Annotated in this window: 10 protein-coding genes and 1 pseudogene; 7 read left to right on the forward strand and 4 right to left on the reverse strand. The window is 74.4% G+C overall.

Annotated features, from left to right (window positions below):
• Positions 1-6 precede the first annotated feature (6 nt).
• The 6 genes from BKE41_RS07855 to BKE41_RS07880 all read left to right on the forward strand — a co-directional run bounded on the left by BKE41_RS07855 (position 7) and on the right by BKE41_RS07880 (position 7,249).
• Positions 7-1,071, forward strand: a complete 1,065-nt coding sequence (locus tag BKE41_RS07855; protein WP_070999013.1) for a sulfonate ABC transporter substrate-binding protein — start codon at positions 7-9, stop codon at positions 1,069-1,071.
• Positions 1,071-1,853, forward strand: coding sequence for an aliphatic sulfonate ABC transporter permease SsuC (gene ssuC / locus BKE41_RS07860; RefSeq protein ID WP_012318325.1), 783 nt, complete (start codon positions 1,071-1,073; stop codon positions 1,851-1,853). The genes BKE41_RS07855 and ssuC overlap by 1 nt, the downstream gene beginning before the upstream one ends.
• Complete coding sequence (locus BKE41_RS07865; protein ID WP_024830602.1) at positions 1,853-2,704, forward strand: ATP-binding cassette domain-containing protein; 852 nt, start codon at positions 1,853-1,855, stop codon at positions 2,702-2,704. Before ssuC ends, BKE41_RS07865 begins: the two co-directional genes overlap by 1 nt.
• A gap of 118 nt (positions 2,705-2,822) precedes the next feature.
• Positions 2,823-3,998 (forward strand): FMNH2-dependent alkanesulfonate monooxygenase, encoded by a 1,176-nt coding sequence (ssuD, locus tag BKE41_RS07870; RefSeq protein ID WP_012318327.1) that lies wholly within the window; start codon positions 2,823-2,825, stop codon positions 3,996-3,998.
• Positions 3,999-4,139: 141 nt separating this feature from the next.
• Entirely contained in the window at positions 4,140-4,409 is a 270-nt protein-coding gene (locus tag BKE41_RS07875; RefSeq protein WP_012318328.1) for a hypothetical protein, read from the forward strand.
• 584 nt (positions 4,410-4,993) lie between these two features.
• Entirely contained in the window at positions 4,994-7,249 is a 2,256-nt protein-coding gene (locus BKE41_RS07880; protein WP_024830600.1) for a cyclic nucleotide-binding domain-containing protein, read from the forward strand.
• A gap of 34 nt (positions 7,250-7,283) precedes the next feature.
• Here the strand turns inward: BKE41_RS07880 and BKE41_RS07885 are convergent, their stop codons facing one another.
• Complete coding sequence (locus BKE41_RS07885; RefSeq protein WP_012318330.1) at positions 7,284-7,679, reverse strand: DUF3307 domain-containing protein; 396 nt, start codon at positions 7,677-7,679, stop codon at positions 7,284-7,286.
• A gap of 345 nt (positions 7,680-8,024) precedes the next feature.
• Here BKE41_RS07885 and BKE41_RS30125 point away from each other — a divergent pair, with 345 nt between their 5' ends.
• Positions 8,025-8,852, forward strand: a complete 828-nt coding sequence (locus BKE41_RS30125; RefSeq protein ID WP_244413217.1) for a sigma-70 family RNA polymerase sigma factor — start codon at positions 8,025-8,027, stop codon at positions 8,850-8,852.
• Here BKE41_RS30125 and BKE41_RS32005 read toward each other — a convergent pair.
• The 3 genes and pseudogenes from BKE41_RS32005 to BKE41_RS07900 all read right to left on the reverse strand — a co-directional run.
• Positions 8,823-9,863, reverse strand: a pseudogene (locus BKE41_RS32005) (MATE family efflux transporter); the annotation flags it as partial. The gene BKE41_RS30125 and the pseudogene BKE41_RS32005 overlap by 30 nt on opposite strands.
• 95 nt (positions 9,864-9,958) lie before the next feature.
• On the reverse strand, positions 9,959-11,290 hold the full coding sequence (locus BKE41_RS07895; protein ID WP_070999016.1) for a lysine N(6)-hydroxylase/L-ornithine N(5)-oxygenase family protein: 1,332 nt from the start codon (positions 11,288-11,290) through the stop codon (positions 9,959-9,961).
• Positions 11,291-11,320: 30 nt separating this feature from the next.
• On the reverse strand, positions 11,321-12,400 hold the full coding sequence (locus tag BKE41_RS07900; RefSeq protein WP_199825834.1) for a GNAT family N-acetyltransferase: 1,080 nt from the start codon (positions 12,398-12,400) through the stop codon (positions 11,321-11,323).
• Positions 12,401-12,488: the final 88 nt, after the last annotated feature.

A 12,488-nucleotide genomic window follows, 5' to 3' on the forward strand; every position in this document is an offset into this window, starting at 1 on the left:
AGAGCCATGACCGACCGATCGCCCCGCGCGCCGTCCCTGTCGCCCGCCAGCGGCCCCGCCCCGAACCGGCGCCTCCTCCTGTCCGCCGGGCTCGGCCTCGCGGCGACCGCGCTGCTGCGGCCGGCCCGCGCGGCCGGCAGCATCCGGATCGGCTACCAGAAATACGGGTCGCTCGTGCTGCTGAAGGGCCGCGGCACCCTGGAGCGGGCCCTCCAGCCCCTCGGCACCACGGTGGCGTGGTCGGAATTCCCGTCCGGGCCGCCGCTGCTGGAGGCGCTGAATGCCGGGGCGATCGACTTCGGCTCGGCGGGCGAAGCGCCGCCGATCTTCGCCCAGGCCGCGAGCCCGGAGCTGCGCTACGTCGCCGCCGAGCCGCCGGCGCCGCGGGGCGAGGCGATCCTCGTGCCCAGGGACAGCCCGATCCGCAGCGTCGCCGAGCTGCGCGGCAGGACCATCGCGCTCAACAAGGGCTCGAACGTCCATTACCTGCTGGTGCGCGCCCTGGAGCAGGCCGGCGTCCCCTACGACGCGGTGAAACTCGCCTTCCTGGCACCGGCCGACGCCAACGCCGCCTTCGTGCGCGGCTCCGTCGACGCCTGGGTGATCTGGGACCCGTTCCAGGCCGCCGCCGAGCGCGCCACGGGCGCCCGGGTCCTGGTCGACGGGCGCGGGGTCGACGGGCGCGGGGTCGACGGGCACGCGCTCGCCCCGAACCGCCAGTTCTACCTGTCCCGGCGCGGCTTCACCGACACGAGCCCCGCGATCGTCTCGGCCGTGCTGAAGGCGATCGGGGAGGTCGACGCATGGGCCGCGGGCCATGCCGACGCCGTGGCGGCGGACCTGGCGCCCTCGGTCGGCATCCCCGCGCCGGTCCTGGCCGTGGCGCTCGGCCGCCTGTCCTACGGCGTCGCGCCCCTGGATGCGACCGCGATCGCCGACCAGCAGAAGGTCGCCGACGCCTTCCACGGCCTCGGGCTCCTGCCGAAGCCCGTCCGGGTCGCCGACGCGGTCTGGACGGCGCCCGGGCCCGCGGACGCCGTCAAGTCCGAGAAGCGGACGGAGAACCGCTGATGCGCCCCTCCAAGCTCGATCGCCTGCGCGACTCCGCGGTGCCCTGGCTGCTGCCGGCCGCCATCCTGCTCGGCTGGCAGGCCGCGGTCTCGGCCGGGCTCGTCTCCAACCGCTTCATGCCGGCGCCCCTCGACGTGGTCCGGGCCGGCTGGGAGGCCGGGCGGACCGGGGAACTCTGGACCAACCTCGGCGTCAGCACCCTGCGGGCTCTGGCGGGCTTCGTGATCGGCGGCGGCATCGGCTTCGCGCTCGGCCTCGCCAACGGCCTGTCGCGCCTGTCGGAGCGGCTGACCGACACCTCGGTGCAGATGGTGCGCAACGTGCCCCACCTGTCGCTGATCCCGCTGGTGATCCTGTGGTTCGGCATCGGCGAGGAGGCCAAGCTGTTCCTCGTGGCGCTCGGCGTGTTCTTCCCGATCTACGCCAACACCCTGCACGGCATCCGCTCGGTGGATCCGGGCCTCGTGGAGATGGGCCGGGTCTACGGCATGTCCCGCACCGAGCTGTTCAGCCGCGTGGTGCTGCCCGGCGCCCTGCCGTCGATCTTCGTGGGCCTGCGCTACGCGCTGGGCATCATGTGGCTGACGCTGATCGTCGCCGAGACGATCTCGGCCTCGTCGGGGCTCGGCTACATGGCCATGCAGGCCCGGGAGTTCATGCTGGTCGACGTCGTCGTGCTGGCGATCCTGATCTACGCCGCCCTCGGCAAGCTCGCCGACGCCCTGACCCGCCAGCTCGAGCGCGCCTGCCTCGCCTGGAACCCCGCCTACAGGAGCGCCTGATGCTGCTCGACGCCGTCCGCCGCGAGGCGCTTCCCGACCTCGGCACCGATCCCCGGCAGGCGGCCGCCGCCGCGCCGGCGCGCGCGCCCGCGGAGCCGCCGGCCCGCGGGATCGCCGTCACCGTCCGCGACCTGCACAAGAGCTTCGACGGCAACGCCGTCATCGAGGGCCTGAACCTGTTCCTGCCGGCCGGGGGGTTCACCGCGGTGGTCGGCCGCTCCGGCTGCGGCAAGAGCACCCTGCTGCGCCTCATCCTCGGGCTCGACACGCCCACCGGCGGCCGGATCGACCTCGAGGGGCCGGCCGCCAGCCCGCGCCGGTCCGAGCCGCCGAAGCGGATCATGTTCCAGGAGCCGCGGCTGCTGCCCTGGGCGCGGGTCGTCGACAACGTCGCGGTCGGCCTGTCCGGCCACGGCTCCCGGGCCGAGCGCCGGGAGCGGGCGCTCGCCGCGCTCGCCGAGGTCGGCCTCGCCGACAAGGCTGGGCAGTGGCCCGCCACCCTGTCGGGCGGCCAGCGCCAGCGCGTGGCCCTGGCCCGGGCGCTGGTGAGCCGGCCGGGCCTGCTCGCCCTCGACGAGCCGCTGGGCGCCCTCGACGCCCTGACCCGGATCGGCATGCAGGACCTGATCGAGCGGATCTGGCGGGCGCAGGGGTTCACCGCGCTCCTCGTCACGCACGACGTCACCGAGGCGGTGGCGCTGGCCGACCGCATCCTCGTCGTCGATGAAGGGCGGATCGCCCTCGACCTGCGGGTCGACGTGCCGCGGCCGCGCCGGCGCGGGGATCCGGACCTCGCCCGCCTCGAGGGCCGCATCCTCGATCACCTGCTCGGATCGCAGCCGACCGCCTGAACGCGGGGCCGCCGTTTCCCGGAAGCGGCGGCCCGCCCTAGCTCTCGACGATCACCGGATCCGCGCAGTCGGGTCCGGCTTTTCCGCATCCGGCCACCGGGCCGCACAGGAGATTCCGATGCACGCAGCCAATGACGGGCGCGCCGACGTCCTCTGGTTCCTGCCGACCCACGGCGACGGCCGCTATCTCGGTGCGCGGGAGGGGGCCCGGGACGTCTCGCTCAGCTATCTCCGGCAGATCGCGCAGGGGGCGGACGAGCTCGGCTATTACGGCGTGCTGCTGCCCACCGGGCGCTCCTGCGAGGATTCCTGGATCGTCGCCTCGGCGCTGGCGCCGCTGACCAAGCAGCTGCGTTTCCTCGTGGCGGTGCGGCCGGGCCTGATGGAGCCCTCCGCGGCGGCCCGCATGACCGCGACCCTCGACCGGATCTCGGACGGGCGCCTCCTGATCAACGTCGTCACCGGCGGCGACCCGGTGGAACTCGCCGGCGACGGCGTGTTCCTGTCCCACGACGCGCGCTACGCCGTCACCGACGAGTTCCTGACGATCTGGCGCGGCCTGCTCGCGGGTGAGACCGTGACCTTCCAGGGCGATCACCTGCGCACCGAGAACGGCCGGCTGATCTTCCCGCCGGTGCAGAAGCCCTATCCGCCGCTCTACTTCGGCGGCTCGTCGGCGGCCGGCATGGCGGTCGCGGCCGAGCATTGCGACGTCTACCTCACCTGGGGCGAGCCCCCGGCCCAGGTCGCGGAGAAGATCGCCGCCGCCCGGCAGGCCGCCGAGGCGAAGGGCAAGACCTTCTCGTACGGCATCCGCCTGCACGTCATCGCCCGCGAGACCGAGGCCGCGGCCTGGGAGGCCGCCGAGCAGCTGATCTCGAAGCTCGACGACGCCACCATCGCCAAGGCGCAGGAGACCCTGAAGCGGCAGGATTCCGTCGGCCAGAGCCGCATGATGGCGCTCCACGGCGGCAGCCGCGACAAGCTCGTGGTGGCGCCGAACCTCTGGGCCGGCGTCGGCCTCGTCCGCGGCGGCGCCGGGACGGCGCTGGTCGGCTCGGCCGACCAGGTCGCCGACCGGATGAAGGCGTATATCGATCTCGGGATCGACCGCTTCATCCTCTCGGGCTACCCGCACCTGGAGGAAGCCTACCGGTTCGCCGAGCTGGTCTTCCCGAAGCTGCCGCTGCGCGCCACCACCGGGCGGCCGGCCAGCAACGCCCGCAACGACGGCCCGTTCGGCGAGATCATCGCCAACGACCTCGTGCCGACCCACCGCGTCGGCGCGCACTGACCGGCGGCCCCGCCGGCACGGGGCATGGCTGATCTGCATTCGGACAGCCCGGGCGTCACGGTCATGCCATCCTTGGCGCCCATCCGCACCGCCCATCGCCGCGCGACCCGCTCGCGCGGCCTGGACGAGCGAAGGATTTCGATGACTTCGACCAAGACGGCCCTCCTGGCCATCGGTCTGTGCCTCGGCCCCGCCGCGGCCTTTGCGGAGCAATCCCCGGCTCGGGAAGCCCTCAAGCAGTACTGCACCGGCGACTACATGGATTTCTGCAGCGCCTACGCGCCGGGCGGTCCGGAGGTCGAGGCCTGCTTCAAGGCCAATCTCAAGAAGCTCTCCCCGAATTGCTCGGCGGCGATCACCGCCTACAAGAAGGAGCAGCGGGCGACCAAGCGCGTCAGCGAGGCGCGCTGAGGGCCGAACGCCCGTCCCGCCGGCGTCCGCGACCCGGGAGCCCCCGGCAGCGCGCGCCGCTCCTCCGTGCGGGCTCGGCACGTCGCGCCAGCACCGTCGCCGACGCCGCGCCGGCTCACGCCCGCTGATCCGCCCCGTCTTGCCAGGCGCCGCGGGCAAGTCCTGTCCCGGGGGAGCCCGAAGGCGGGCAACCCGGAGCCGTCGCCGGCGCGGGACCCGGGCGTTTCCGCGTGTCCGGATCCCGGGCTCCGCCCGCGTGGGCCCGGGAGATCCGCGCCTGTCCTGGCGCAGGGCGCGCCGCGATCGGACAGGCCGGATCTTCACGGGCGACGCCCGCCGGCACCGCGCCGGGGCCGCGGATCGGCCGACGCGGCGCGATCCACCGCAGCAATCGCCACAATGCTGCCGCGCCGGAGCGGCCTGCACGATAATTTAAGCCGGCACCTGCCATCGGTTGAGAACTGGCGTGGCCAAGGTCAGGTCCTGCGATTCGGCGATGATCCGCGCGCGTGATTGCGCGGGATCTGCCCGGGGATCTGCGAGCTCCGCGCCCGTCGGGATTTCGAGACGCGGGTACCGTGCCGATGACGACAACCGACCTGACGTCCGCCGGGACCGCATCCCCGGCTGGCGGCCGCGCGGCGATGCTGCGCGGGGCCCGCATCGTGGCGGCCGCGGCCGTCACCGTGATGGTGCTGCTGCTCGACCTCATCAGCTACTCCCAGCTCATCTTCTCGGGTCCGCTGGCGGAGAGCCGCGCGGCCGGCCTGTCGGCGCTGCTCGCGGCCTACGTGCTGGGCAGCCTCGTCTTCATCGCCATCCGCCGGACCGCGCGGATCTCGCTGTCCTTCATCGGCGCGGCCGCGATCGTGCAGGCGGCGATCGCCGCGGCGGTCGCCGGGCAGCTCGAGGCCGCGGGCATCACCGATCCGGAGACGGTCGGCCAGCTCGTCCTCGTGGCCTGCGGCGTCTCGACCTTCGCCACCGGCGTGATCTTCGCGCTGCTCGGCACCCTGCGGGCCTCCCTGCTGGTGCAGCTGCTGCCCTACCCGGTGCTCGCCGGCTTCCTCGGCGGCGTCGGGCTGCTGTTCCTGCGCAGCGGCGTGCAGATCGGCGGCCATGTCGACGATCCGGTCGCGGCGCTGCTCCGCACCGTCGATCCGGCCAACCTCGATCCGGGCCGGATCGATGCCGGGGCGCTCGCCCGCATCGCCCTGACCCTCGCCATCGGGTTCTGCGCCTTCTACCTGCCCCGGATCGTCCGGCACTGGGGGACCTACCCCGCGGTGATCCTGTCGAGCCTCGCGGTGGTCCATCTCGGGCTGGCCTGGACGGGCACCAGCGTCGCCGCCGGGCAGGCCTCGGGATGGCTGATCGAGCCGCTGCCGACGGGCACGCTGCTGCGCCCGCCCGCCATCGGCAGCCTGATGGCCTTCGATCCGCGCCTGCTCCTGCCGATCTGGCCCAAGATCGCCACCCTGGTCGTCGTGGCGGTCATCATCCAGATCCTCTACGTGGTCAGCGTCGAGCTGGAGATCCGGCGCGACCTCGACATCGACCGGATGTTCGTGGCCTCGGGCGCCACCAACCTGGTCGGCAGCGTGTTCGGCAGCTCCGCGATGGGCTTCGGCCGGACCTCGACGCTGCTGCTGCACAATATTGGCGGCGGCCACTGGCTCGGCTGGTGGCTGACCCTCGCGGTCATGGCGGCCCTGCTCATCGTCGGCGCGAGTCCCCTGGCGCTGCTGCCCCGCCCGCTGGCCGGCGGCGCGCTGATCGCCATCGGCATCGGGCTCCTGTTCAACCTCGGCCTCGCCAGCCGGACCCTGCCGGGGTGGGAGATCGCCATCGCGCTGGTCGTGTGCGCCGCCACCGCGTTCTTCGGGGCGACCACGGGCTTCCTCGTCGGCGTCCTGCTGGCGATCCTGATCTTCGGGGTTCAGTACGGGCAGATCGGCGCGATCCGCCGGTCGCTCTCCGGGGCGGAGCGGCGCAGCAGCGTTATCCGCGGTCCCGACGCCGCCGCGCGGCTCGCGGCGGCCGGCGGCCGGACCCGGATCTACACCCTGCAGGGCTACCTGTTCTTCCTCAACGCGCAGGCGATCCACCGCCGGGCCGCCGCGGAGGCCGGCGACCTGCGCGTCCTGATCCTGGATTTCCGCGAGACCGTGGGGCTCGACAGCTCGGCGCTGATCGCGTTCCGCAAGGTCGGCCAGCTCGCCGAGCAGCGGCGCTTCGACGTGCTGCTGGTCCACGTGGATCCGGCGGCGCGGCTGCTGATCACCCGCAACGGGCTCACCGCCGACCCGCGCGTCCGGATCCTCGACACGCTGGACGAGGCCCTGCGCGCCGCCGAGGCCACGCTCCTGGCCGAGGCCGGCGGCGCCGGCCCGGGGGAGGTCGCCCTGTTCGCCCGGCACATGGCCGACCGGCTGGGCAGCGCGTTCGGGCCGGACGACTTCGCGCCCTACCTGACGGTCCGCGAACTCGCGGCGGGCGCGGCGCTGATGCGCCAGGGGGAGGCGGCCGACGCCCTCTACTTCTTGGAGCAGGGCGTCGTCTCCGTCGAGATGGAGGTCCCCGGCCGCGGCAACCTGCGCCTGCGCACCACCACGGCCGGCACGGTGATCGGCGAGATCGCGCTGGTCCAGGGCGGGCGGCGCACCGCCACCGCCGTCGCCGAGAGCCCCTGCCGGGTGGTCGGCATCGACCGCGCCGCCCTCGCCCGGATGGAGCGGGAGCGCCCGGACCTCGCGCTCGCCTTCCAGCGCTTCCTGATCCTGGAACTGGCCGGCAAGGTCTCCGACACGAACCGGCTGCTCGAGGCGGAGATGCAGTGAGGCGCCCGGCGGCGCGCGCCGTCCCGATCGCGCGTCAGGCCGCCGCCAGCACCACGGCGAGCCCGAGATGGGTGACGTGGTGCAGGAACTGGTCGATGCCCATCAGCCACCAGAACCGGGCGTCGGTGGTCGGCAGGCGGGTCCGCTGGCCGACCAGCACCTTGCCGCGGTCGATCCCCGTGTGGATCGCGAAATCGACGAGCGCCAGCCACCACAGGGCCGGCTTCACCGCGAGCGCGATCGCCAGCGTGCCGAGGCCGTGCAGGCCGGTATGGGCGCAGAGGGGGCCGAGCCAGGCCGAGGACCGCTGCTTGCCCTGCGCCATCCAGTTGGTCTGAAGGAAGAAGTCCGCCGCGAGGTGCTTCACGGCGAACGCCAGGACCAGCAGCGCGAAGGCACCCACCGGGACGAGCGTATCGGCGGACGGCATCGCGGCCCTGGCTCTCCTGCCGCGATCCTGCGGGGAAGGGTTCGGCAGCGCGCACCGCGCCCCGAATCGAGGAAGCGCCAGCATACACGCGCCGACCGAGCCTGGCGCGGGCCGAGATCCGGCGCGTCACGCCGGCTCGTTCCGGGAAGTCCCGGCGTAGAATTCAGGATCCAGACCGATGTTTCGTCTTCCGGCGGGGCGATCGGCGAGACATTCCATCTATTCCCTTGAGAATCTCGCGGGACGGTAAGTTTTAATAATTCCAATCAACAAAGATAGACGTTGTTCCACAGAACAGCCGCGTGATACCCGTCCGACCCGCATGAGCCGTACCGATGGGACATCGTGAGCGGGACAGTGGCGACCTGGAACTGCGACGCCGGCTTCTCGGGCCAGGGGATCGCCGCGGCCCCGCCGGGCCGGCCCGGCCGGCCGCCGCCCGGCGGATCCTGGAACCTCGCGGCGTTCGAGCGCCATCGCGCCGCCTATCTCGCGCGGGCACGCCGCATCCTGGGCTGCCCGGCCCAGGCGGAGGACGTGGTCCAGGACGTGCTGCTCCGGCTGATCGCCGATCCGCCCCCGGCCGAGACCGTGATCCAGGCCGCCTATATCGGGCGGATGGTGCGCAACCTCGCCCTCGACCGGGCCCGGCGGCAGGGCTTCGAGCGGCGCCTGTTCACCGATCTCGACGCCGCCCCGGACCCGGCCGATCCCGGCACGGGGACCCCGGAGGCGGCCGCGGCGTCGCGGGAATCCCTGCGGCAGGTGGAGGCCGCGGTGGCCGAGCTGCCGGAGCCGGTGCGCACGGCCTTCCAGCTCCACCGGGTCGAGGGCGTGCCGCAGGTCGAGATCGCGGCCCGGCTCGGGGTCTCACGCGCCCTGGTGTGCGGTCTCGTGCGCCGCGGCCACCTGCACTGCCTCGCGGCCCTCGACCGGCGCTGCGCCGCCTGCCCGGCGCGCGTCCAGGCCCCAGGCCAGCAGCAGCGCCAGGCCGAGCCCGTCGGCCAGGAACTCGGCCGCGACCCGGCTGGCGAGCACCCCCGCGTAGCCGAGGAGCGGCGGCAGGATCAGGAGCGGCGGGATCAGCGCCAGCCCCTGCGCCGCCAGCGACACGGCGGCGGCCCGGCGCGGCGCGCCGATCGCCTGGAACAGGGTCGCGGCCGTGAGCTGTAGGCCCACCGGCATGAAGGCGACGGCGAAGAGCGCGGTGGCGCGCGCGCCCGCGCGGGCGGTCGCGGGATCCTGCGCGAACAGGCCCGCGAGGGGCTCGGCGCAGGCGATCATCAGGCCGCCGACGACGAGGCCGTAGGCGAGGGCGGCGGCGAGCACGAAGGCGAGGGCGCGGTGCAGCCGGTCCCGGCGGCCGGCGCCGGCGGCGTGGCCGAGCACCGCCTGGGCGCCCGCCATCGTCCCGAGGAGCGGCAGCGCCGCCACCAGGGTCAGGCGCAGGGCGATGCCCTGCGCGGCGACCGCGGCGTCGCCGTAGGGCGCGGCCGCCTCCACGAACAGCGCCATCGCGACGGCCGCGAGCAGGCTGGAGCCGGTGGCGGGCAGCGCGAGCGTCAGGGCCTCGGCGAGGGCCCCGCGCCCGATCCGGCCGCCGGGCCACCGGAGCGACACCCGGTCCGCCCCCCGCGCCCGGGCGAAGTGCAGGCCGTAGGCGGCCGCGCCCGCGAGCTGCGCGCCGATCGCCGCCCAGCCGGCGCCGACGGTGCCGAGGCCGCAGACCCGGATCAGCACCGCGTCGAGCAGGATGTTGAGGCCGAAGCTGCCGACCATGACGGCGCCGCTGAGGCGCGCGTGGCCCTGGCCGCGCACGACGAAGCCGCCGACGATCATCACCAGCATCAGGGCCGTGCCGACCGTGGCGAGCGCCGTGTAGGGCGCGGCCTCCGCGGCGAGGGCGGCATCGGCGCCGAGGAGGCGGAGCCAGAACGGCGTGTCGGCCACGATCGCGGCCGTGACGGCGAGCCCCGCCGGCAGGCTCAGCCAGAAGCCCAGGCCGGCGGCGGCCGCGGCCCGGTCGCGGTCCCCCGACCCGAGGGCGCGGGAGACCTGCGAGGCCGCCGCGATCCCGGCCCCGTAGCCGAGCGCCGCGACCAGCAGCGTCACCGGGTACGCCAGGGCGATGGTGGCGATCGCGGCGGCGCCGAGATCGGCCACGAACCACGCGTTGACCAGCATCTGCAGCGCGTGCGCCGAGATGCCGAGGATCGCCGGCCCGGACAGCCGGAGGACCAGGCCGACGACCCGGTCCTGGTCGAGGTCGACCGGCCGCCTCACGGGATCGAGGCGGCCGAGCGGATCGCCGCGCGGGCGGCCCGCTCCTCGGCGAGGATGGTCTGCGCGATGGCGCCGGCCCGCACGGGCAGGATCGACAGCAGCGTCTCGGTCAGCCCGTGGGTCGGCTCGCTGAAGCCCTGGAGATGCAGGCTCACCCGGGGCTCGGCGCGCTCCAGCGGCAGGCGGTAATGCCGGTCCGCGGTGTCGCCGGCGAGGAACGGCCGCACGGGCTCGAGGATCGCCGGCAGGGCGGCGCGCTGGTAGCCGGTCGCGCAGATCACGGCCGCGTAGCTCTGCCGCTCCGTGGTGCCGTCGACGTCGTCGCGCAGGGTCGCGCGCAGGCCGTCCGCTACCGGCTCCAGCGCCTCCACCCGGGTGCTGCGCCGCAGCCGGTAGCGGGTCACCCCGCTCACCGTCTGCTCGTAGAGCGTGGCGTAGAAGTCCTGGATCAGGTCGGCATCGACCACCGCGTAGTTGGTGGCGCGGTGGGCGGCGATCAGCTCCGCCCGCACCGGCGCCGCGGCGCTGTGGATCCGATCGACGGAGGCCGGGTCGAAGATCTCGTTCACGAAGGGGCTGTCGTCGGCGGGCTTCAGGGCGGGCCCGCGGATCGCGAGATCGACGAGCGCCCGCGGGTAGCGCGCGCCGAGATCGGTGACGATCTCCACGGCGCTCTGGCCGCCGCCCACCACCAGGATGCGGGGCTCCGGCCCGTCCAGGCGCGGCGCCCCGAGGGCCTGCGCGATCCCCGGCAGGTACCAGGAGGAGTGGATCAGCCGCCGGTCCCGCGCGTGGGCCGCGAAGGGGGCGGGGATCGCCGGGTCGCCGCCCGCCGCGACGACGAGGTGACGGCAGCGGCGCAGGCGGCGCGACCCGGCATCGCCCCGGGCCTCCACCACGAAGGCGGCGAGCCGGCCGTCGCGGGTCTCGGGCCGCACGGAGTCCACGATCTCGCCGTACGCGACCACGTCCGAGAACTGGTCCGCCGCCCAGGCGAGGTAGTCATTGTACTCGACCCGCGACGGATTGAACGTCTTGAGGTTGAGGAAGGTGCTGAGCCGCCCCTTCACGTGCAGGTAGTTGAGGAAGCTGAACGGGCTCGTCGGGTCGCGCAGGGACACGAGGTCCTTCACGAAGCTGATCTGCATGTCGGCGCCGGGCAGCATCATCGCCCGGTGCCAGCCGAACCGCTCCTGCCGCTCGATGAACCGCAGGGACGGTCGCGGCGGCCCGTCGCCCATCGCGTCCCGGAGGGCGATGGCCAGCGACAGGTTGGCCGGGCCGAAGCCGATCCCGATGATGTCGTCGGTCGCGGGGTGATCCGTCATCGCTCGCATCTCGCTCGCTCGAAGGGCGGTCTAGGCCGGCACGGCGGGGGGCCGCGGCGCCGCGTCGGCGGCGGCCGCGCCCGGCACCCAGAGCCGGTCACGGACGAAGTGCTCGCGCGACAGGGCGACCAGGGCCGCGCGCTTGTGGGGGAAGTCGACGGTGGCGATCGTCGCGAAGCCGGAGGCGTGGAGGTTCCGGATCTGCTGGGCGTGATCGGCCCGCGGCTCGCCCACGACGCGCTGCGTGCGCGGCTCGTCGAGGAACAGGTAGTGCATCAGCGACGGCAGCCAGGCCGAGAGGGCGGGCCGCCCGCGCACGGACGCGTCGCCGATCGCCACGTGCCAGCCGCGGTCGTAGGGGCCGGACTCGTAGAGCGGCCCGAGCCGGCTCTCCCGCGCCCAGTACAGCTCGAAATAGCCGAAGGGCCTGCCGTCGAGGCAGCCGAACAGCGGCAGGGTGGCGGGGTCGGCCTGGAGCCCGGCGATGTAGGCGGCGTGCGCCTCCAGGGTGCCGGTCTCCTGCCAGACCGCGGCGACCCGGGGATCGTTCATCCAGGCCGAGAACAGGGCGACGTCGCCGGGCTCCGTCATCGTGCGGAAGCTCAGGCGCCGGTCGAGCCAGGGGATCGTCCGCGCGTAGACCGTGCCGGAGGGCGTCCCGGGCCGCAGCGGGTGGCGGCGGCCGGCCGTGGCGGTGAACAGCTCGGGGAAGGGCGGACGGGCCTTCGGGAGCCAGCGGGCGGCGCATTGCCAGAGGAGACCCGGCAGGATCTCGACCCCGTCGCCGACGGGCCGGGCCGCGCCGAGGTCGAGCAGCCGTCCGGACGTCGCCGGATCGGCCGCGACGACGATGCGCAGGACCTGCGTGTCCTGGGCGGTCAGAGCCTCGGCGCGCGCCAGGATCGCCTCCGCGGCCGCGGCCGGCGCGGCCGGCGCGGCGAGGCGGATGACCGGCGCCTCCCGGGTCCCGTCCAGGGTGAGGGGCACCGGCACGGTCGCCTGCGCGCTCACCGGCGCGCTCACCGGCGCGCTCACCGGCGCCCCCTCATCGTGGATGCTCGCGGGGTGCGCCCCCGGGTCGCGCATCGCTGGGCTCGAAGCGTCCGTCATCCGTCCTCCGCACGTCGTCGGCACCTCCCTGACGGATGGGGCCGCCCGGCGTTCAGACGTTTCGCGCGGTCGCGTCCCGGCGGCCCCG

The organism is Methylobacterium sp. C1 (assembly GCF_001854385.1).
Classification (GTDB): Bacteria; Pseudomonadota; Alphaproteobacteria; order Rhizobiales; family Beijerinckiaceae; genus Methylobacterium; species Methylobacterium radiotolerans.